The organism is Kaistia hirudinis (assembly GCF_014196455.1).
GTDB lineage: Bacteria > Pseudomonadota > Alphaproteobacteria > Rhizobiales > Kaistiaceae > Kaistia > Kaistia hirudinis.
Genome location: NZ_JACIDS010000002.1, coordinates 1 through 18,507, shown reverse-complemented (window position 1 = coordinate 18,507; position 18,507 = coordinate 1). Strand labels below are relative to the sequence as shown.

Here is an 18,507-nt window from a genome sequence, read left to right as displayed (position 1 = left end):
AGCCAGGACGGTGCATGGTTCTGTCGGGAAGGCACGTCGGCCTGCGGCGAGCCAAATGCGCAGGGCGGCAACCCGCCGGGCGGGCGGCCGCCGTCACACGATGAAATCGACCACGCCGCCATCGACCCGGAGCGCCGCCCCCGTGGTGGCAGAGGCCAGCGGTGAGGCGATGTAGACGGCCATATTGGCGACTTCCTCGACGCTCGCCGGCCGACCGATGATCGAGGTCGGCCGGTTCGCCTTGATGAAATCGACGCCGGCTTGCTCGAGCGTCTTGCCCGCCGTCACATCGGCCTTCAGCATTTCGGCGACGCCTTCCGACAAGGTCGGGCCCGGCAGGATCGAATTCACCGTGACGCCGGTTCCCGCCATGCGCTTGGCGAGGCCGCGCGCGAGCGAAACGTCGGCCGTCTTGCTGACGCCATAGTGGATCATCTCGACGGGGATGTTGAAGGCGGATTCCGATCCGAGGAACAGCATGCGCCCCCAGCCGCGCGCCGCCATGCCGGGCAGATAGGCACGGGCGAGGCGCACGCCCGACATGACATTGACCTCCCAATGGCGATCCCAGACGGCATCATCCGTCTCGAAGAAATCCACCGGCTGGAAGATGCCGAGATTGTTCACGACGATGTCGAAATCGGGCTCCGCCGCGATCAATTCCGCCGCGCCGCCGGCGGTGCCGAGATCGATGGCGACGCCGCGCGCGCCGCCGCCGAGGCGCGCCAGCGCCGCGTCGACCTTGTCTCTGGTCCGCCCGTTGATGACGACCTCCGCGCCCGCCTCCTGCAAACCCTTGGCGATCGCGAAGCCGATGCCACCCGTCGATCCGGTGACGAGAGCGGACTTGCCGGAAAGATCGATCTTCATCCTCAATTTCCTTCGTTCACACGCGCAAAGGCCCCCCCTGCGCCCCCTCCGCACCGGCCCGATGGAATCGGAGACCGGTTCAGGCGGCCATCATAGCGCGATGCGAGCGACACGCATCGCGTGCGCCGACTATGCTTCCGGCGCCCGGAGAAGCGCGAACGAGAAGGTGCTCCCCTCTCCTCGCACCGAAATCGCCTCGAGCCTGGCGCCATGCGCCTCGATGATCGAACGGCAGATCGCGAGGCCAACGCCCATGCCGCAGCTCTTGGTGGTGAAGAAGGGCTCGAAGATCCGCGCAAGAACATCGGCTTCCATCCCGCATCCATTGTCGGAGACCGCGATGCGGATCGCGCCGTCCAGAGGGCTCGTCTCGATGGTGACACGGCCGTCAGACGACGCGCGCTCGCCGATCGCATGAATGGCGTTGGTGACGAGATTGATCAGCACCTGGCGGATCTGGACGGGATCGACGAGGACGGCGCCGCGCGCTGCGGCGAGACGGTCGACGATGGCGATCCGGCGCGCATCCGCTTCCCCGGCGACCAGTTGCAGCGCGTCCGCCACGACATCCTCGATCCGGACCGGAACCAGCGCGGGCGGCGCTTGCCGCGCGAGCGCGCGCAGCGATGCGACGATGCCCGCGGCACGGCGCGCGGATGCGCGGATCTGCTTCAGCCCGCTCACGGCCTCGCCGACATCGGGATGCGGGCGATCGATCCAGCGCAGCGCCGCGTCGGCATGCGTGAGGATCGTCGCGAGTGGCTGGCTGATCTCATGCGCCAGGGATGCGGCATAGCCTGCCATCGCGAGCGCAGGAAGCGAACCTGCCGATTGCTCTGCGGCCTCGCGCATGGCGAAACGCGCGCGCCTGTCGGCCCGTTCCGCCGGGGAGAGACGAAGTCTCCGCCGGGGTCTGCGACACGACGGACAAAGGCCTCCCGGTCCGAGCGCCCTCATTCGCGATCCAATTACCTGAACATTGATTATTGCGATAATTATTATCCTACCTCGGTAAGCCGAGCCTGAACAGCCCTTTCATTGTTGCGGCAATTTTTTCCGTGATAGGTTTTGTGACGATCCCAGGATGAGGATATCGCGAGACCGTGCCCCTCCCGCTCGACGACCAGATCTGCTTCACCCTGTATGCGACGAGCATGGCGGTCGGACGCACCTACCAGCCCCTGCTCAACGACCTCGGCATCACCTATCCGCAATACCTCGTCCTCTGTGCCCTCGGTGAAGCCGGGGAGCTGACGATCGGGGCCATCGCCCAGCGGCTCAGCCTGGAGCCGAGCACGATCACGCCCCTGATCAAGCGCATGGAGGCGGGCCGCTTCGTGGCCCGTCGCCGCGATCGCTCCGACGAACGGCACGTGCACGTGCAACTGACCGACGCCGGGCATGCCGTCCTGACGCGATGCGATTGCCTCAACGAGCGGCTGATCGAGCGCTCCGGGATGACGCTGGATCAGCTGAACCAGCTGAACCGCCAGATTCAGCAGCTGCGCGGCGCACTCATCGCGCCAGAGGCCTAGGGCGCCGAACCCTTCGTCACGTCTTTCCGGTCCCGACCGCAAGCGTCAGGACGGTCAGCTATGACATCGTCGGGATCGCCTCGCGGCTGCCCTGCCCCGATGGAAGCCCAATAGAAACGGGCCGGCGCATTGCTGCGTCAGCCCATTGTAGCAATCGCGGATCTGCCAGGCGGCGCCCGGTCAGCTTGGATTGGAGTTCTGGGGCGGCCCGTCGGTGCTCGGCGTATTGCCGCCGCCATGGGGACCGCCACCCCAGCCACCACCCTCATGATGCCCACCAGAGTGGCCGCCTTGACCCGGCGAGCCACCGCCGCATGACGGCCCGGGATCGGGCGAGGGGCCCGGACCAGGATCGGGGGTCGGCGTGGGTGCCGGAGCCGGGGGGGTGGCCTCACTCCGGCGCTCACCGAAAGTATTCGACCCGCCGCTGGAGCCGGTGCGCGCGCCGTCCGGAATGAAGATGGCCTTCTTCTGGGGCTGGCAGCTGGACGAATCGGTGCGGAAGGCGCGCTGCAGCCCGCCCTGATTCTTCAGATAGGGAAAGCCGCTCTCCAGCAGGCGATTGCGCTCGGACCGCGTCGTGACGCGGCGCGCCCCGCCGCCGGGCGGCACGACCGCGATGCCGCAGCCACCGGTCATGGTCACGCACTGGCCGGAATTGTCGCAGAGGCTGGCGCTGCCCTCATAGAGAACGAGCGTCGTCTCGCCATTGCGGCCGACCGAGAAGTCGAACTCCGTGCCGCGCACGCCGATGGTGGCGACGGGCGTCTTCAGAGAATAGGCGTTCTTCGGGCTCGAACCGGTGATGAAACGGAACGTGCCGCGCACGGCGTTGATCGAGACGTCCTCCGCCGTGCCGCGGTTCTTGTAGACGAAATCATCGATCACGAGGTTCGAGTTGGGGCCCACGACCAGCTTGGTCGAGTCGCGGAAACGCAGCTGCGCCTCGCCGATCTCTCCCGTCTGGATCTGGTCGCCGATATAGACCGGCGCGGCGACGTCGAGCATGCGCTTGCCGGTCGGCGACCCGACCGCATTCGCCTGCTGGATGACGGCGACGACCGAACCACTCGGCACGGGAGCATCGGCCCATGCAGCCGGCGGCACAGCCAGCACGGCCGCTGCGATCACGAACGGTAACGGACTGCGCGACCAAGGCATGAGACGAAATCTCCCTGGAAAACTTCCAAACAAGAATGCGAAATTGTATGCAATTTGGAAGCCCATAGTTTGAGCATCCACCGCTTCAATCGACAGCGTCGATCCGGCCGGATTTTTCTCACTGCCGCGGGCAGAAAGCAACCTAATCTTGATCTGCCGGTACGAGCGGCACACAGCTTCCGCCGATCGGCATGAATGCCTACGCAAATGGCGACCGTTGCTTCCTTAACCGGCAATCAAGCGCCGGCGAATAGTTTGGCGGAACTTCAATCCCCCGGACGGGAGACGATTCGATGACCATGGGCGAGGCGATAAGATCGGTCTTGTCGCACTATGCAAGCTTTGACGGCCGCGCGACACGCAGCGAATTTTGGTGGTGGGTGCTGTTCACAATCATCGCCTCGCTTGCGGCCGGCATATTCGACGGCCTTGCGATCGCGCCGATCCTCGGTCGCGACGCGTTCTACGGACCGCACGTGCTCTCGGCGCTGCTCGGCCTCGCGCTGATCCTCCCGGGGCTCTCCGTCTCGGTCCGCCGCCTGCACGACATCGACCGCTCGGGCTGGTGGATCCTGATTGGCCTCGTCCCGCTGATCGGCAATCTGGTGCTGCTGTTCTGGTATGTGCAGCCGAGCCAAACGGGCCGGAACAGGTTCGGCTGAGGACCCGATCAGGCCTCGACGCGTCAGGCCTTGGCGAGGGGGTGGTGCTCGGCGACGAGCGCCTTCAGCCGCTCCTCGAGCACATGGGTGTAGATCTGCGTCGTCGAGATGTCAGCATGGCCCAGCAGTTGCTGGACCACGCGCAGATCCGCGCCGTTCTGGAGCAGGTGGCTCGCAAAGGCGTGCCGCAGCACATGGGGCGAGACGCGGCTCGGCGCGATGCCGGCCGCCGCGGCCAGCTCCTTGAGATCCCGTGCAAAGGCCTGCCGGGTCAGCGTCCCGGTTTCGCCGAAGGAGGGAAACAGGAACGGGCTCGCCGGCCCCTCGGCCTCCCGGCGGAGCGTCACATAGCGCGCGATCGCGTCGCGGGCCCGCTCGGTGAGCGGCACGACGCGCTCCTTGCTGCCCTTGCCGCGCACCAAGAGCATGCGCAGTTCCGGGCGCGCCGCCGAGGCCGGCAATGTCACCAGTTCGGAGACGCGGAGGCCGGAGGCATAGAGCGTCTCCAGCAGCGCCGCGAGCCGCGCCGAGCGCAGCATCGCGGGTAGCGAATCGGCCGTGCCGACACGCGCCTCGGCGGTCGCGAGCAGGCGGTCGACCTCCGCCTCCGACAGGATATGCGGCAGAGGCTGGCGGCGCTTGGGCGCCGACACGATCCCCGATGGATCGTCGCTTCGCACGCCCTCGGAGAACAGGAAGCGGTGGAACTGGCGGACGGCGGAAAGGCGGCGCGCGGCCGAACTGGCGGCAAAGCCGCGCGCATCGAGCTCGCTCAGATAGCCGCGCACCTCGGCCGCGCCCGCCTTCTCGAAATCGGAGCCCTTGCTGGCCAGGAAGCCCGCATATTCCTCGATGTCGCGGCGGTAAGCTGCGAGCGTATTGGGCGAGGCGCCACGCTCGGCGCTCATCATTTCCAGGAAGGCCTCGAGATGATGCAGCCCGGTCGGGCGGGGAGCGGCCTCGCGCGTTGCCATCGCCATCAATCCCGCTGCAGCCGGTCGGTCGGGATGCGCACCGTGATCTCCCGCTGGCTCGGCGTGACGAAATTGGCGAGGCCGTAGACTGTGGCATAGCCGACGAGCGCGACCACGATGAGCGCCAGGAGGAAGCGCGAGAGTGTCGGCATGGCGCGGCGGTCGGCCTCTTGCTGATCCTGAGCCTTCCGACTTATGGCCGCCGATCGCGCCGATTGGCAAGCGCCCGGATCGCGGCCCGGGGGAATGGCGCTATTGACAGAGGTGGCCCCCTCCGGTTCTTCCTCCTCGCGGGCGAAGCGTGACATGGCAGGCGAGATGGGCGGCGAATCGGTCGACGTGGACGGGCCGAAGGACGAACGCGAGGCGATCCTGGACGGGCTCGGCGGGCGCTCCATCGTGCTGGTCGGCCTGATGGGCGCGGGCAAGACGTCCGTCGGCAAGCGCATCGCCACGCGCCTGCAGCTTCCTTTCGTCGATGCCGATGCGGAAATCGAGAAGGCCGCGCAGGCGACGATCCCCGAAATCTTCGCCAAGCATGGCGAGGCCTATTTCCGTGACGGCGAGCGGCGCGTGATCCGCCGCCTGCTCGACGGCCGGTCCAAGGTGCTCGCGACCGGAGGCGGCGCGTTCATGAGCCCGGAGACCCAGGCCGCGATCGCCGCCGGCGGGGTCTCGATCTGGCTGAGGGCGGATCTGGACGTGCTGATGGCGCGCGTGCGCAAGCGCTCCAACCGGCCGCTGCTCATGAACGAAGATCCGGAAGGCACGATGCGCCGGCTGATGGACGAGCGCTACCCGGTCTACGCCAAGGCCGACATCCACATCATATCGCGCGACGTCGCGCATGAGGTCGTCGCCGACGAGGCGGTGAAGGCCCTTGCCGATTTCGTCGCCGACGCCTCAAAGCAAGCAGGACCTCCATGACCATGACCGCCGAAGCTGCAGCCGCCCGGATCGCAGTGCGCGTCGAGCTCGGCACGCGGTCCTATGACATCCTGATCGGGCGCGGCCTGCTGGACGTGGCGGGCAGCGAGATCGCCGCCCGTCTTCCGGGCGCGCGTGCCGCCGTGGTGACCGATCGGAATGTCGCCGCGGCGCAGCTTCCGCGCCTCGCGGCTTCTCTGGCCGCAGCCGGCATCGAGGTCGTGCCCGTCATCATCGCGCCGGGCGAGGCGTCGAAGAGCTTCGGCATGCTCGAACATGTCGTCCGACAGGTCCTCGCCGCACGGCTCGAGCGGCGCGATGTCGTGATCGCGCTCGGCGGCGGCGTCATCGGCGACCTGACGGGTTTCGCCTCGGCGATCGTGCGGCGCGGCATGCGCTTCGTGCAGATCCCGACCTCGCTGCTGGCGCAGGTGGATTCATCCGTCGGCGGCAAGACCGGCATCAACACGCCCGAGGGCAAGAATCTCGTCGGCGCCTTCCATCAGCCCGAGTTGGTGCTCGCCGATACCGGCGCGCTCGACACGCTCTCGCCGCGCGAATTCCGCGCCGGCTATGCCGAGGTCGCCAAGTATGGCCTGATCAACGATGCGCCCTTCTTCGCCTGGCTCGAGGCGAACTGGCGCGGGATCTTCGCGGGCGGGCCGGAACGCGAACATGCCGTCGCGACCAGCTGCCGCTCCAAGGCGAAAGTTGTCGCCGCCGACGAGCATGAGACCGGCGAGAGGGCGCTGCTCAATCTCGGCCACACCTTCGGCCATGCGCTGGAGGCCGCGACGCATTATTCCGACCGCCTCGTGCATGGCGAGGGCGTTTCGATCGGCATGGTGCTGGCGCACCGCTTCTCGGCGCGGATGAACCTCTGTTCGCCCGATGATGGACGCCGCGTGGCGCGCCATCTCGCCGAGGTCGGCCTGCCGACCGAGATGCGTCAGATCCCCGGCGAACTGCCCGACGCCGACGGGCTGATGGCGCTGATCGCGCAGGACAAGAAGGTGTCGCGCGGTACGCTCACCTTCATCCTGACGCATGGCATCGGCGAATCCTTCATCGCCAGGGACGTGCCGCCCGCCGAGGTCCGCGCTTTCCTGAGGGAAACGCTGGAGGCCTGAGGCGGACGGCGTCCGGTCACGCAGCCTTCCGCCTAAGCGGCCTTGGCGTTCTTCTCCAGGAAGGCGCCGATCCGCTCGATCGCGCGGCGGATGTTCTCCGTCGAATTGGCGTAGGAAAGGCGGATATAGCCTTCGCCATAGACGCCGAAATCCGGCCCGCCGATCGTTGCGACGCCGGCCTCCTCGAGCAGCGCCGAGGCGAGCGGCTTCGCCTTCCATCCGGTCGCGGCAATGTTCGGGAAGGCGTAGAAGGCGCCCTTCGGCGTGGCACAGGAGACGCCCGGCAGGCGGTTGACCTCCTCGACCACGACCGCCCGCCGCCGATCGAACTCCGCGACCATGGCATGGACCTCGTCCTGCGGCCCGGTCAGCGCGGCGAGCCCCGCCCATTGCGACGGCGCGTTGACGCAGGACCAGCAGTTCACGGCGAGCTTGCGCATCTTGTCGACCAGCGAATCCGGCCAGATCGAATAGCCCATGCGCCAGCCGGTCATGGCATAGGTCTTCGACCAGCCATCGAGCAGGATCACGCGGTCGCGCAGCTCCGGATAGGACAGGAGCGAGGTATGCGCGAGACCGTCATAGATCATCTGGCCGTAGATCTCGTCCGACAGGATCGCGATGTCCGGCCAGGCGGCGAGACCGGCGACCAGCTTGTCGATCTCGGCCTTGGGCGTGACGCCTCCGGTCGGATTGGCGGGCGAATTCAGGATGATCAGCCGCGTCTGCGGCGTGATCAGCGCCAGCGTCTCCTCGGCGGAGAAGGCGAAGCCGTTCGCCTCGCGGATCGGAACGGGAACGGGCCGTGCGCCGGTAAACTCGATCATCGAGCGATAGATCGGGAAGCCGGGATCGGGATAGAGGATGTCCGCGCCGGGCTCGCCGAACATCAGGATGGCCGCGAACATGGTGACCTTGCCGCCCGGCACGACGACGACATTGTCAGGCGAAACCGGCGCCCCGGTGCGCTTCGTCACATCGGCGGCCACCGCCTCGCGCAGCGGCAGGATGCCCGTCGCCGGCGTATAGCCGTGATGGCCGTCGCGCAGCGCCTTCACGGCGGCTTCGACGATATGCTCGGGCGTGCGGAAATCCGGCTGGCCGATACCGAGATTGATGATGTCGCGCCCCTGGCGGGCGAGATCGGTCGCGCGGGCCAGAACCGCGAACGCGTTCTCCTCGCCGATGCGGTCGAAATTGGCGACACTCTTGAGCATTTGGGCCCTCCCCTCGGTTCGCTGGCCGGCGCTCTTTTGAACGGCTTTGGAGCTTTGCGCCAGTGCCACGACTCTGCCATTGATTTCGTATGATGTTTCAGCGCATCCTCGCGCCAAAATCAAACCGATTTAGATTTGGGAGATACGTCACCATGTCCGCCGCCACGCCGCTCAAACTCCGCTCGCAGGCCTGGTTCAACAATCCGGACAATCCGGGCATGACGGCGCTCTATCTGGAGCGCTACCTGAACTATGGCCTCACGCGCGAGGAGCTGCAGTCGGGCAAGCCGATCATCGGCATTGCACAGACGGGTTCGGACCTGTCGCCGTGCAACCGCCATCATCTGGAGCTCGCCAAGCGCGTGCGCGACGGCATCACTGCGGCCGGCGGTCTGGCGCTCGAATTCCCGGTGCATCCGATCCAGGAAACGGGCAAGCGCCCCACGGCGGCGCTCGACCGCAACCTCGCCTATCTCGGCCTCGTCGAGGTGCTCTACGGCTATCCGCTCGATGGCGTCGTGCTGACCACCGGCTGCGACAAGACCACCCCGGCCTGCATCATGGCCGCCGCGACGGTCAACATCCCGGCGATCGTGCTCTCCGGCGGTCCGATGCTGAACGGCTGGTGGAAGGGCGAGCGCTCCGGCTCCGGCACCATCGTCTGGAAGGCCCGCGAATGGCTGGCCGCCGGCGAGATCGACTATGAGGAATTCATGCAGATCGCCGCTTCGGCGGCGCCCTCGGCCGGTCATTGCAACACGATGGGCACGGCCTCGACGATGAACTCGCTCGCCGAGGCGCTCGGCATGTCGTTGCCGGGTTGCGCGGCGATCCCCGCGCCCTATCGCGAGCGCGGCCAGATCGCCTACGAGACCGGCAAGCGCGCGGTCGAGATGGTCTGGGAAGACCTGAAGCCGTCCGACATCCTGACGCGCGAGGCGATCGAGAACGCGATCGTCGTCAACTCGGCGATCGGCGGCTCGACCAACGCGCAGATCCACATCAACGCGATCGCCAAGCATGCCGGCGTGCCGATCGAGATGGACGACTGGCAGACGGTCGGCCACAAGATCCCGCTGCTCGTGAACCTGCAGCCGGCCGGCAAATATCTCGGCGAGGAATATCACCGTGCCGGCGGCGTGCCCGCGGTCGTCAACGAATTGCTGAAGCACGGCAAGATCCGCGAGGCCAAGACGGTCAACGGCAAGACGCTCGCCGAGAATTGCCGCGGCCGCGAGAGCCAGGACTGGGACGTCATCCTCCCCTATGACCAGCCGCTGGTGAAGGATGCCGGCTTCCTCGTGCTGCGCGGTAATCTCTTCGACAGCGCGATCATGAAGACCAGCGTGATCACCGCCGAGTTCCGCGACCGCTATCTGTCCAATCCGGACGATCCGGACGCGTTCGAGGGCCGCGCCGTCGTGTTCGACGGCACCGAGGACTATCATCACCGCATCGACGATCCCTCGCTGGAGATCGACGAATACACGCTGCTCGTGATGCGTGGCGCCGGACCGATCGGCTACCCCGGCGGTGCGGAGGTGGTGAACATGCAGCCGCCGGCCGCCCTCATCAAGCGCGGCGTGCATTCGCTGCCCTGCATCGGCGACGGGCGCCAGTCCGGCACCTCCGGCTCGCCCTCGATCCTCAACGCCTCGCCCGAGGCGGCGATCAATGGCGGCCTCGCGCTGCTCAAGACCGGCGACCGCATCCGCGTCGACCTGCGCAAGGGAACCGCCAACATCCTGATTTCGGACGAGGAACTGGCCGAGCGCCGGGCCGATCTCTCGAAGCACGGTGGCTATCACTTCCCCGGCAGCCAGACGCCCTGGCAGGAGATCCAGCGCCAGCTCGTCGATCAGTTCGACGAGGGCATGGTGCTGAAGCCGGCCGTGAAGTATCAGGACGTCGCGCATGTGATGGGCCTGCCGCGCGACAATCACTAAGAGGCCGGAAGGACGATCCATGCCGAGGCTCCGCATCGCGCCGCAATGGCTGAGCGAGCCGCTCTGGATCGTCCCGGACCGCAGGGAAGCCGAGCCCGTCGACCTCGACGATCTCGGCCTCTCCGACGACCTCGCCGACCGGATCGAAGAATGGATCGACGCGTTCGATGCCGTCCTCGACCCGGTCGATCCCGAGCTGTCCCGGTTTCATGACGCGAAGGCCGCTATCGCCTGGCGGCGCGAGGGCGAGGCGATCGCCGCGGCGGTGCGGCGCGAACTCGGCGCCGACTGGCAAATCGAACTGATCCTGCCCGCCGCGGAGGCGATCGAACCGCAATGAACCGCGAATGGCACGAAGCGAATCCGATGCCACCCAAGGCGAGCCTCAACGAGCGGATCGCGTGGCATCTCGAGCATGCGCGCGCCTGCGGCTGCCGCGAGATTCCCGCCTCGATCCTCGCCGAACTCGAACGCCGCGGCATCACGCCACCGATGCGCGCGACCCTCGCACGCCCTTCCTCTCAGGCGTGATTCCCAGTTAGGATCGCTGCTGAGCTGGGAGGAGCCCGAGATGGTAACGATAGCGATCGACCGGTGCGCCGAGGTCGGACGGCATGACTGAGATGTCCCCTCCCCTTGGCGACATCGTCGATACCCGGCCCGTGCCACCGCCGGCCCGCACCGTCCTCGAAGGGCGTCACATCGCGCTGGTTCCGTTCAGCGTCGAGGATCACGCCCGCGATCTGTTCGACCTGTCGTCCGGCCCGGCCAATGACGCGCTCTGGGCCTATATGGGACAAGGCCCGTTTGCGACTTTCGAGGCGTTTCAAGCGTACTACGCCGCAGCCGCGACGAAAGACGATCCGCTGCTCTTCGCGATCGTGGAAAGCGGGAGCCGGCGCGCCATCGGCCACGCGACCTTCATGCGCATCGCCCCGGCCGATCGCGCCGTCGAGGTCGGCAATATCCTCTATACGCCCGCCCTGCAGCGCACGATCGGCGCGACCGAAGCCATGTACCTCATGGCCCGTCACGTCTTCGACGATCTCGGCTATCGTCGCTATGAATGGAAGTGCAATGCGCTGAACGCGCCCTCGCGCCGCGCCGCGCTCCGCCTCGGCTTCACCTTCGAGGGCATTTTCCGCCAGCACATGATCGTCAAGGGCCGCAACCGCGACACCGCCTGGTTTGCGCTGCTCGATCACGAATGGCCCGGCGCCAAGGCCGCCTTCGAAGCCTGGCTCGACCCGGCGAATTTCGGCCCCGACGGACGCCAGCGTCGGTCGCTGGAAGAGCTCCGCTCCACCTGACACCAACCATTCAACAATAATCGAACGAGGAAACGACATGACGGATCGTCTGAAGGGCAAGCGCGCCTTCCTGACCGCCGCGGGCGCCGGCATCGGCCGCGCCACGGCCATCGCCTTCGCTGCCGAGGGGGCTCACGTCATCGCGACGGATCTCAAGGGCGAGCTGATCGCGGACCTGAAGGCGCATGGCATCGCCGAGACCCATTCGCTCGACGTGCGCAGCACCGAGGCCGTCGAGGCCCTGGCGAAGCAGGTCGGTCCGGTCGACGTGCTGTTCAACTGCGCCGGCTTCGTCCATCACGGCTCGGCGCTCTCGACATCCGACGCCGACTGGGATTTCTCTTTCGACGTCAATGTGAAATCCATGCACCGCACCATCCGCGCCTTCCTTCCGGGCATGCTGGAGCGGGGCAATGGCTCGATCATCAACATCGCCTCGGGCGCGAGCTCGATCCGCGGCCTCGCCAACCGCTATGTCTATGGCGCGTCCAAGGCGGCCGTCATCGGCCTCACCAAGGCGGTCGCGGCCGATCACATCCGTCAGGGCGTGCGTGTCAATGCGATCGCGCCGGGCACGATCAAGTCGCCCTCGCTCGACGGGCGCATCGCCGAGCAGGCCGCCAAGACCGGCAAGACGGTCGAGGAAATCCGCCAGCAGTTCATCGATCGACAGCCCATGGCGCGGCTCGGCGAACCCGAGGAAATCGCCTGGCTCGCGGTCTATCTCGCATCCGACGAGGCGAGCTACACGACCGGCCAGTGCATCTCGTCCGATGGCGGCTTCTCGCTGTAACTAGCCGGGACCGGTTGCCTCGCCCGCCCCGGCGGGCGAGGGCTGCATGCGCTCGTTCGAGGCATGCATCTTGTCGGCGAGTCCGCCGCCGATCAGCGCATAGATCGCCGACGCGATCTGCTGATCCTGCTTGCAGAGCTGGCGCAGCTTCGCCTGGTCGAGCGCCAGGATGCGGACCGTTTCCGTGACCATGACGCTCGCCGTCGCCGGCCGCCCGGTCGTGAACGCGATCTCGCCGATGAACACGCCGGGACCGACATGCGCCAGGATCGCGTCGTGGACCTTCACCTCGGCGCGCCCGGCGCAGATGAGCGTGAGATCCGCGACGGGGTCGCCTTCGCGGGTGATCATCGTGCCGGGCTCAAGCGTCTTCCAGCCGCCGGTGCGCAGCATGCGCGCGATCTGCGCCTTGTCGAGCCGCTCCAGCACGGGCGCCAGATAGACGCGCTCCTCCTTGGTGAGCTTCAGGCTCAGCCGGTCGCGCACGAGGATCGCGAGCTGCACGAGGTTGATGGTGATGAACACCGTGTCCCAGCCCATGGTGGTCCAGACGGGACCACCCGGCTGCTGCGACATGTAGGTGATCTCGAGACAGAGGCCGATGACGGCCACGATCCGCAGCCACATGATGTTCGTCAGCAGCCAGGAAATGCCCACCACGATATAGGTGAGATTGCCGACGATCAGGCCGAAATAGCCGCTGCTCTCATGCATGGTGAGTGGGTCCCCGCGCGTGAGGCCCGGCCGGACGCCGGGCCCGCAGCCGCGAAGCATAGCCGTCGTTGTTGCGGCGCGGAAGCGGCGCCGCAGCCGGCTTCCAATCAGCCGCGCGCCGTCCAGCCATGGAACGGCGTTTCGACGACCGGGCTGACCGGCGGCCGCCCGTCGCGCCACGCCATGAGGTTGTCGACGACGCGCTGACCCATCGCGTCGCGCGTATAGACCGAGGCCGAGCCGACATGGGGCAGCAGCACGGCATTGTCGAGCGCGATCAGTTGGGCCGGCACCTGCGGCTCCTTCTCGAACACGTCGAGACCCGCCGCATGAATACGCTTCTCGGTAAGTGCCGCGATGAGCTCCGCCTCGTCGACGACGGAGCCGCGGCCGATATTGATCAGGATGCCGCGCGGCCCGAGCGCGTCGAGCACGGCGCGGCCGATAAGCTTGTCGGTCGATGCACCGCCGGGCAGCACGCTGATCAGCGTGTCGACATTGCGCGCCATCTCGATCAGATCGGGATAATAGCGATGGTGTACGTCGTCCTGCGGACGGCGATTGTGATAGGCGACGGGCAGGCCGAACGCCTCGAGCCGCCGCGCGATCGCCTTGCCGATCCGGCCGAGGCCGACAATGCCGACGCTGCGGTCGCGCAAGGTCGCGCTGAGCGGATAGGCGCCCTCCAACCAACGACCGGCGCGCAGATAACGCTCGGCGGCGCCGAGTTCGCGCGCCGTCATGAGCAGCAGCCCGAGCGCGGTGTCGGCGACCTCCTCGGTCAGCACATCCGGCGTGTTGGTGACGACGATGCCCTTGGAGCCGGCATAGCGCGCGTCGATATTGTCGTAGCCGACGCCGAAGCTGGCGATGATCTCCAGCTTCGGCAGGCGGTCGATCAGGGCCGGATCGACGCGAAAGCCGCTCACGGCGACGGCGCGGATCTCCGGCGCCAACTCGGCGAGCTCCGCCTCGCGGTCCACGAGTTCATAAAGGCGATGCACCGTGAAATGGTCATCGAGCGCATTGTTCACGCTGCGCGCCATGGGGCCGGGCATCAACAGGCTGGGCCGGGACATTCGGGCTCTCTCCCTCGAGGTCTGGTTCATTGGGGTTCAGTTGGGACGGGTCGATTCCCGCACGATCAGTTCCGGCGCGATCAGGATCCGCTCCGTGCGCACGGGGAGCCCGGCGATCTGGTCGCGCAGCAGCGCCGCCGCCGTCGCGCCGATGGGCCCGGGAACATTGTCGACCGAGGTCAGCGCCGGCGTGGTCCAGGCGGCACCATCCGTATTGTCATATCCGGCGACCGCGATGTCCCGCCCCGGCTCGATCCCATGCCGGCGCAGCGCGGACATGAGCCCCAATGCGACGAGGTCGTTGAAGCCGAAGATCGCCGTCGGCCGCCGCGACAGCGCGAGCAGGCCCGCCACCGCGTCGCGGCCCGCGCGCTGCGTCATCGCCTCGGGAACATCAAGCGCCGGATCGATTTCGATTCCGGCTTCCGCATGCGCCGCGACATAGCCGGCGTGGCGTTCGCGGCCGGCGCTGGTCTGACGGCGGCCGCCGACGAAGGCGATGCGCCGGTGCCCCCTCTCGATCAGGTGCCGCGTCAGCGCGAGCGCGCCGGCGAAATCGTCGCCGCGCACCACGGGCACGCCGATCTCACCGATGTCGCGGCAGATCATCACGAGCGGCAGCCCGCTGCGCGCGACGCGCAGCACCTCGGCCGGCTCGGTTCCGACCGAGGGGCACATGATGAGCCCGTCGGCGCGATGCTGCATCAGCGTCTCGACGAAGGTGCGCTGCCGCCGCACATCGTCGGCGTGGTTGCAGATCATGATCGCCAGCGACTGCGCGTTCAGCTCCGCCTCGAGGGCGCGGAAGATCTCGGCGAAATAGGGATTCACGACGTCGTGCACGACCACGCCGACCATATTGGTCCGCGCCGTGCGCAGGCTCGCCGCCGATCGGTTCGCGACATAGCCGATCTCGTCGGCGAGGGCGCGGACGCGGATCCGGGTCTGCTCGGCGACGAGCGGCGAATCCCGCAGAGCCAACGAGATGGTCGCCGTCGACAGGCCGAGCCGATCGCCGAGCATGCGCAACGTCAATCCGCGCTGCGGCAGCTTCGGCAGAGGCGCGTCGCCCTGCGCGTCCGCAGGCTTCTCCCGGTCGGCCATCACCTCTCCTGGTCGCCACCCCAAGTCGTCTGTGCTATCGGCTTTAAACCAATTCAGTTCGGCGAAGAATCGCCTTTTTGAGCAGAGCGGGAGAAACATGATGGCAGCGACGCGCGTCGGCTTCATCGGCCTCGGGTTCATGGGCGAGGGCATGGCGACCAATCTGCTGGTCAAGGGCAACGCGCTCACCGCCATGGCCAATCGGCGCCGTGAGGCCGTCGACCGCCTCGTCGCGCTCGGCGCGAACGAGGTCGGCACCGCCGAGGAAATGGCGCGCGAATGCGACGTCATCTTCCTCTGCGTGACCGGATCGCCCGAGGTCGAGCAACTGATCGAGGGCACGGGCGGCATTCTCGCCGGCGCGCATCCCGGCCTCGTCGTGATCGACACCTCGACCGCCGAGCCGACCTCGACCGTCCGCCTCGCCGCAAGGCTGGAAGCGGCCGGCATGCATTTCGTCGATGCACCGCTCGGCGGCACGCCGGCCGGCGCCGCGGCCGGCACGCTCCAGGCGCTGGTCGGCGCCGATCCCGCCGTCTTCGAACGCGTCAAGCCGCTCATTGCCTGCTGGGCCGCGACCATCGTCCATGTCGGCCCGGTCGGCGCGGGCCACAAGATGAAGCTGATCAACAACTTCCTCTCGCTCGGCTATGCGGCGCTCTATTCCGAAGCGCTAGCGCTCGGCGAAAAGGTCGGCCTGTCGGCGGAAACGTTCCACTCCGTCATCGGCCAGGGCCGGATGCGCTGCGGCTTCTACGACACCTTCATGACCTATGTGCTGACGCGCGATGAAAACGCGCATCGCTTCACCATCGACAACGCCGCGAAGGACCTGCGCTATCTCGCCGGGATGGCCGATGCCGCCGGGATCGTGAACGCGCTCGGCGCCACCGTGAAGAACGAGTTCGTCGCCATGCAGGCCGCCGGCGAAGGCGGCAAGTTCGTCCCGATGCTGTCCGATTTCGTCAAGACGAAGAATGGGGTGTAGCTGGAGCGATCCGCATCGGACGTATGGCGCCTTTAGATTCCGCGCCAGCTGAGCCCGTCCGGTAGCGCATCCCGCGCGTAGTCGATCTGAAGGACGCGCCTCCGGCCGACTTGTGCCGAACGTTCCGAGGCGTGCACGATCGGCGTCGAATACGCCCAGATATCGCCGGCCCTTGCGAGACACGCGGCAACGCCGCACTGATCGACGATGGCGGGAATCTCCTCGATCGGGACCCGACCGAAGCGATGCGATCCGGGCGCAACCAGCAAAGGCGCGTTGGTCGCGGGCACGTCATCCAGGTGGACCCGAAGCGTGATCATGCGTGCCAGGAGTTCGAACGGCGGTTCGACATGGACGAGCCCTGCCTTGGTCGTCCAGGGACCGTAGCCCGCGACGTCGATGCGCTCCTCCACGCAGATCGTCCGGTCCTGGTGCCAGCCGAGTGACCAGTTGACCCCGTCCGCTTTGTCGAAGAGGACGGCGCGCACCGGTCGCACCGCGTCGTTGCCGGTCAAACTGGCGGCGATACGCCCGATCGCGCCCGCCGCATTGAGGCTTTCAATAAAGCCCGCCCGGCCCGCGAGCCGAACGCCAGCCCGTCCAGGCACGATGTCCGAAAGGTGATCGAGGAGCGTTCCGACGATCGAAATCGCAGCCCCCGAAAACAGCTGCGCTCCCTCCGAAGCGAGGCGCAACACCGGTTCGCTAGCACCAGAGCGATGGCGGTTCATTGGGAGCCGTCGGAACGCGCGCCTCGACCGGCCCGCTGCGCCGCGTCGCACCGGGCGATGTAGTCTTCCATCGTGACGAGGCCCATGTCGTTTAGAATGGTGTCGACTGCGAGGGCGGGATCGCGGCTCTCGATCGAGAACATGTGCTCCTCACCGAAGGTCTCGACGCGCACCCTGTCGCCATAAGCCTTCTGCATGGCGAGGATCGCCTCGCCCTGTCCGTCCGTATGCAGCCAGCGCTTGCCGGTGTCGAAGTCCCAGCTGGTGAGCCGGCCCCAACGGCTGGTGCTGGCCAGGATCCGGCCCGTGCGGTCGATGATCTTGCCGGCATAGGATTGGACAGACGAGACAACGATGAAGCCGTGCAGCCAGGCATAGGCCTGGAGGGGAAAGCCGCCCTCATAGGCGGAGAGCCAGCAGACGATGTCCGCACCGTCCGCCTTCATCTCCGCCCAGAGTTCGCGCCAGTTCAGATCGAAACAGACCGCAAGGCCGATGCGGCCGATCTCGGTCTTGAACACCGCGGAAGCCGAGCCCGGCCGAACGCCGCCCACGATCTCGCCCTCCGTCGGATGCTTCTTCGCATAGGTTCCGATCAGCCGGCCCTCTCGGTCGAGGAGGATCGCGACGTTGGAGATCGCGCCGTCGATGCGGGCGAACAGGCCGGCGACGACATGGATCCGATGCCGCTTCGCGCGTTCGGCCAGCGCCCGGACAGAGGGACCGTCCAAAGGTTCGGCGAGCTCTTCGATGCGCGACGCCGGCAGACCGGCGGCCTTGAATGTTTCCGGCAGACAGACGAGGTCGGCTTTCATCGCGCCGGCCGCGTCGATCAGTTCAAGGCCGCGGGCTAAGGTCTCGTCTGGATCGGGATGCGCCAGATTATAGGGCGGCGCAAAATCCTCGAGCGTCGCCAGGGACGTGGTTGCGATCCGAAGAATGGTCATGAGAACGTCCCCGCAGCCGGCATCATCCGAGCGAGACTATCCCGGATGACGGGAATTGCCATCAGCTGGCGACGGGCGCGTCGAGCTAAGTCTATAGGCTGTCGGTCGGTGATCCTGCTTGGAGAGCTATTGCCTTCGGTGCACCTGGCTCGACTCGTGGTAGGGGCTGACGCGCTATCCGCCTCCCCTGCCCTGCCGTGCTGCCAACGCCCAACATTGCGCGCCCATCCAGTCCGCCTTCGCGCGTTTCTGGCGGCTGTGACGGACGCGACGTGCATTCCTGCAGTGAGGCGTACCTGGTCGGCTATTTCCCTTGGGCATTCGGGGCCCCGTGGAGCCTCTTCCGCCGGCCTCTGGAACGACAAAAAGCCCCGGCGGATATTAATCCGGCCGGGGCTTTTTGGATGGGGGACATTGTG

The 18,507-nt window shown here is 67.0% G+C and carries 21 protein-coding genes; 10 read left to right on the top strand and 11 right to left on the bottom strand.

Translation table 11 applies throughout. The features are described 5' to 3' along the window. Positions 1-93 precede the first annotated feature (93 nt). Complete coding sequence (locus tag GGR25_RS05180; RefSeq protein WP_183397711.1) at positions 94-870, bottom strand: SDR family NAD(P)-dependent oxidoreductase; 777 nt, start codon at positions 868-870, stop codon at positions 94-96. A 129-nt stretch (positions 871-999) separates the two neighbouring features. Continuing rightward, a complete protein-coding gene (locus tag GGR25_RS05175) occupies positions 1,000-1,722 on the bottom strand; it encodes a sensor histidine kinase (protein WP_183397710.1) in 723 nt (240 codons plus the stop codon). Between the two features lie 251 nt (positions 1,723-1,973). Here GGR25_RS05175 and GGR25_RS05170 point away from each other — a divergent pair, with 251 nt between their 5' ends. Beyond that, positions 1,974-2,405 (top strand): transcriptional regulator, SarA/Rot family, encoded by a 432-nt coding sequence (locus GGR25_RS05170; protein ID WP_183397709.1) that lies wholly within the window; start codon positions 1,974-1,976, stop codon positions 2,403-2,405. Between the two features lie 180 nt (positions 2,406-2,585). Here the strand turns inward: GGR25_RS05170 and GGR25_RS05165 are convergent, their stop codons facing one another. Beyond that, positions 2,586-3,536, bottom strand: coding sequence for a FecR domain-containing protein (locus GGR25_RS05165; protein WP_183397708.1), 951 nt, complete (start codon positions 3,534-3,536; stop codon positions 2,586-2,588). Between the two features lie 323 nt (positions 3,537-3,859). On the opposite strand from GGR25_RS05165, the gene GGR25_RS05160 reads away from it, so the two are divergent. Then, entirely contained in the window at positions 3,860-4,228 is a 369-nt protein-coding gene (locus GGR25_RS05160) for a DUF805 domain-containing protein (protein WP_183397707.1), read from the top strand. A gap of 23 nt (positions 4,229-4,251) precedes the next feature. Here the strand turns inward: GGR25_RS05160 and xerD are convergent, their stop codons facing one another. Both xerD and GGR25_RS05150 read right to left on the bottom strand, forming a co-directional pair. After that, complete coding sequence (gene xerD / locus GGR25_RS05155; RefSeq protein ID WP_183397705.1) at positions 4,252-5,202, bottom strand: site-specific tyrosine recombinase XerD; 951 nt, start codon at positions 5,200-5,202, stop codon at positions 4,252-4,254. 5 nt (positions 5,203-5,207) lie between these two features. Then, positions 5,208-5,354: a histidine kinase gene (locus tag GGR25_RS05150; RefSeq protein ID WP_183397704.1), complete on the bottom strand. Its 147-nt coding sequence runs from the start codon at positions 5,352-5,354 to the stop codon at positions 5,208-5,210. A gap of 166 nt (positions 5,355-5,520) precedes the next feature. Between GGR25_RS05150 and GGR25_RS05145 the strand changes: the two genes are divergently transcribed. Then, positions 5,521-6,129, top strand: a complete 609-nt coding sequence (locus GGR25_RS05145; RefSeq protein ID WP_183398589.1) for a shikimate kinase — start codon at positions 5,521-5,523, stop codon at positions 6,127-6,129. Between the two features lie 2 nt (positions 6,130-6,131). Next, the gene (gene aroB / locus GGR25_RS05140) at positions 6,132-7,259 is read left to right on the top strand and encodes a 3-dehydroquinate synthase (protein ID WP_183398588.1); all 1,128 of its coding nucleotides are present in this window, start codon (positions 6,132-6,134) and stop codon (positions 7,257-7,259) included. 32 nt (positions 7,260-7,291) lie between these two features. Here aroB and GGR25_RS05135 read toward each other — a convergent pair whose 3' ends face one another. Further along, positions 7,292-8,476 carry a pyridoxal phosphate-dependent aminotransferase gene (locus tag GGR25_RS05135; RefSeq protein ID WP_183397702.1) on the bottom strand — a complete coding sequence of 395 codons (1,185 nt, stop codon included), beginning with the start codon at positions 8,474-8,476 and terminating at the stop codon, positions 7,292-7,294. A gap of 152 nt (positions 8,477-8,628) precedes the next feature. Here GGR25_RS05135 and GGR25_RS05130 point away from each other — a divergent pair, with 152 nt between their 5' ends. The 5 genes from GGR25_RS05130 (at position 8,629) to GGR25_RS05110 (ending at position 12,525) form a co-directional block, all read left to right on the top strand. Next, positions 8,629-10,422: an IlvD/Edd family dehydratase gene (locus tag GGR25_RS05130; RefSeq protein WP_183397701.1), complete on the top strand. Its 1,794-nt coding sequence runs from the start codon at positions 8,629-8,631 to the stop codon at positions 10,420-10,422. A gap of 19 nt (positions 10,423-10,441) precedes the next feature. Further along, complete coding sequence (locus GGR25_RS05125) at positions 10,442-10,762, top strand: hypothetical protein (protein WP_183397700.1); 321 nt, start codon at positions 10,442-10,444, stop codon at positions 10,760-10,762. Positions 10,763-10,788: 26 nt separating this feature from the next. Then, positions 10,789-10,953: a hypothetical protein gene (locus tag GGR25_RS05120; protein WP_246409302.1), complete on the top strand. Its 165-nt coding sequence runs from the start codon at positions 10,789-10,791 to the stop codon at positions 10,951-10,953. Positions 10,954-11,036: 83 nt separating this feature from the next. After that, positions 11,037-11,732 carry a GNAT family N-acetyltransferase gene (locus tag GGR25_RS05115; RefSeq protein ID WP_183397698.1) on the top strand — a complete coding sequence of 232 codons (696 nt, stop codon included), beginning with the start codon at positions 11,037-11,039 and terminating at the stop codon, positions 11,730-11,732. 37 nt (positions 11,733-11,769) lie between these two features. Continuing rightward, positions 11,770-12,525 carry an SDR family oxidoreductase gene (locus tag GGR25_RS05110; protein WP_183397696.1) on the top strand — a complete coding sequence of 252 codons (756 nt, stop codon included), beginning with the start codon at positions 11,770-11,772 and terminating at the stop codon, positions 12,523-12,525. Here GGR25_RS05110 and GGR25_RS05105 read toward each other — a convergent pair whose 3' ends face one another. The 3 genes from GGR25_RS05105 to GGR25_RS05095 form a co-directional block, all read right to left on the bottom strand. Beyond that, positions 12,526-13,239, bottom strand: coding sequence for a Crp/Fnr family transcriptional regulator (locus tag GGR25_RS05105; protein ID WP_183397695.1), 714 nt, complete (start codon positions 13,237-13,239; stop codon positions 12,526-12,528). Positions 13,240-13,346: 107 nt separating this feature from the next. Next, positions 13,347-14,318, bottom strand: a complete 972-nt coding sequence (locus GGR25_RS05100) for a 2-hydroxyacid dehydrogenase (protein WP_183397694.1) — start codon at positions 14,316-14,318, stop codon at positions 13,347-13,349. 36 nt (positions 14,319-14,354) lie between these two features. Next, positions 14,355-15,422, bottom strand: coding sequence for a LacI family DNA-binding transcriptional regulator (locus GGR25_RS05095; RefSeq protein WP_183397693.1), 1,068 nt, complete (start codon positions 15,420-15,422; stop codon positions 14,355-14,357). A 100-nt stretch (positions 15,423-15,522) separates the two neighbouring features. Here GGR25_RS05095 and GGR25_RS05090 point away from each other — a divergent pair, with 100 nt between their 5' ends. After that, on the top strand, positions 15,523-16,410 hold the full coding sequence (locus GGR25_RS05090; protein ID WP_183398587.1) for an NAD(P)-dependent oxidoreductase: 888 nt from the start codon (positions 15,523-15,525) through the stop codon (positions 16,408-16,410). A gap of 32 nt (positions 16,411-16,442) precedes the next feature. Here GGR25_RS05090 and GGR25_RS05085 read toward each other — a convergent pair whose 3' ends face one another. Further along, positions 16,443-17,141: a phytanoyl-CoA dioxygenase family protein gene (locus GGR25_RS05085; RefSeq protein ID WP_183397692.1), complete on the bottom strand. Its 699-nt coding sequence runs from the start codon at positions 17,139-17,141 to the stop codon at positions 16,443-16,445. Then, on the bottom strand, positions 17,138-18,088 hold the full coding sequence (locus GGR25_RS05080; RefSeq protein WP_183397690.1) for a carbon-nitrogen hydrolase family protein: 951 nt from the start codon (positions 18,086-18,088) through the stop codon (positions 17,138-17,140). Before GGR25_RS05080 ends, GGR25_RS05085 begins: the two co-directional genes overlap by 4 nt. Positions 18,089-18,507: the final 419 nt, after the last annotated feature.

Bases quoted from the DNA above. Each gene is read 5' to 3' on its own strand.
- GGR25_RS05180 (WP_183397711.1), bottom strand. From the start codon at position 870: ATGAAGATCGATCTTTCCGGCAAGTCCGCTCTCGTCACCGGATCGACG.
- GGR25_RS05175 (WP_183397710.1), bottom strand. From the start codon at position 1,722: ATGCGCGAGGCCGCAGAGCAATCGGCAGGTTCGCTTCCTGCGCTCGCG.
- GGR25_RS05160 (WP_183397707.1), top strand. From the start codon at position 3,860: ATGACCATGGGCGAGGCGATAAGATCGGTCTTGTCGCACTATGCAAGC.
- xerD (WP_183397705.1), bottom strand. From the start codon at position 5,202: ATGGCAACGCGCGAGGCCGCTCCCCGCCCGACCGGGCTGCATCATCTC.
- GGR25_RS05150 (WP_183397704.1), bottom strand. From the start codon at position 5,354: ATGCCGACACTCTCGCGCTTCCTCCTGGCGCTCATCGTGGTCGCGCTC.
- GGR25_RS05145 (WP_183398589.1), top strand. From the start codon at position 5,521: ATGGGCGGCGAATCGGTCGACGTGGACGGGCCGAAGGACGAACGCGAG.
- aroB (WP_183398588.1), top strand. From the start codon at position 6,132: ATGACCGCCGAAGCTGCAGCCGCCCGGATCGCAGTGCGCGTCGAGCTC.
- GGR25_RS05135 (WP_183397702.1), bottom strand. From the start codon at position 8,476: ATGCTCAAGAGTGTCGCCAATTTCGACCGCATCGGCGAGGAGAACGCG.
- GGR25_RS05130 (WP_183397701.1), top strand. From the start codon at position 8,629: ATGTCCGCCGCCACGCCGCTCAAACTCCGCTCGCAGGCCTGGTTCAAC.
- GGR25_RS05125 (WP_183397700.1), top strand. From the start codon at position 10,442: ATGCCGAGGCTCCGCATCGCGCCGCAATGGCTGAGCGAGCCGCTCTGG.
- GGR25_RS05120 (WP_246409302.1), top strand. From the start codon at position 10,789: ATGCCACCCAAGGCGAGCCTCAACGAGCGGATCGCGTGGCATCTCGAG.
- GGR25_RS05115 (WP_183397698.1), top strand. From the start codon at position 11,037: ATGACTGAGATGTCCCCTCCCCTTGGCGACATCGTCGATACCCGGCCC.
- GGR25_RS05110 (WP_183397696.1), top strand. From the start codon at position 11,770: ATGACGGATCGTCTGAAGGGCAAGCGCGCCTTCCTGACCGCCGCGGGC.
- GGR25_RS05105 (WP_183397695.1), bottom strand. From the start codon at position 13,239: ATGCATGAGAGCAGCGGCTATTTCGGCCTGATCGTCGGCAATCTCACC.
- GGR25_RS05100 (WP_183397694.1), bottom strand. From the start codon at position 14,318: ATGTCCCGGCCCAGCCTGTTGATGCCCGGCCCCATGGCGCGCAGCGTG.
- GGR25_RS05095 (WP_183397693.1), bottom strand. From the start codon at position 15,422: ATGGCCGACCGGGAGAAGCCTGCGGACGCGCAGGGCGACGCGCCTCTG.
- GGR25_RS05090 (WP_183398587.1), top strand. From the start codon at position 15,523: ATGGCAGCGACGCGCGTCGGCTTCATCGGCCTCGGGTTCATGGGCGAG.
- GGR25_RS05085 (WP_183397692.1), bottom strand. From the start codon at position 17,141: ATGAACCGCCATCGCTCTGGTGCTAGCGAACCGGTGTTGCGCCTCGCT.
- GGR25_RS05080 (WP_183397690.1), bottom strand. From the start codon at position 18,088: ATGACCATTCTTCGGATCGCAACCACGTCCCTGGCGACGCTCGAGGAT.